Here is a 265-nt window from a genome sequence, read left to right as displayed (position 1 = left end):
GTTATTTGGAAGGAGACGATCAATTTGTTCATATTGTTGATACGGGGGTTGGTTTTTCAGTCGAAGAATATCACAATATATTTGTTCCGTTTTACCGAGTGGAAGGTACAAAAGAAGAGGGGACAGGGATTGGTTTGGCTATAGTTAAGCAGCTTGTGCAACAAATGGGCGGCGAAATAAGTGTAAGAAGTAAAAAGGGGCAAGGCAGTGAATTTTGTTTTAGTCTGCCTATTCCCAAAAATTTAAAGCCTGTTATACGTTGGGA

At 39.6% G+C, this 265-nt stretch carries 1 protein-coding gene; it reads left to right on the top strand.

What is annotated here, in order from left to right; all coding sequences use genetic code 11:
* Window positions 1-265: sensor histidine kinase (locus L9G74_RS20930; protein ID WP_238898681.1), on the top strand; the 265-nt coding region annotated here is incomplete at both ends.

Origin of the sequence: Shewanella electrica (genome assembly GCF_022321485.1) — a bacterium.
Lineage (GTDB): Bacteria > Pseudomonadota > Gammaproteobacteria > Enterobacterales > Shewanellaceae > Shewanella > Shewanella electrica.
The sequence above is the reverse complement of the archived record's forward strand: the minus strand, read 5'-3'. Positions and strand labels throughout refer to the sequence as shown.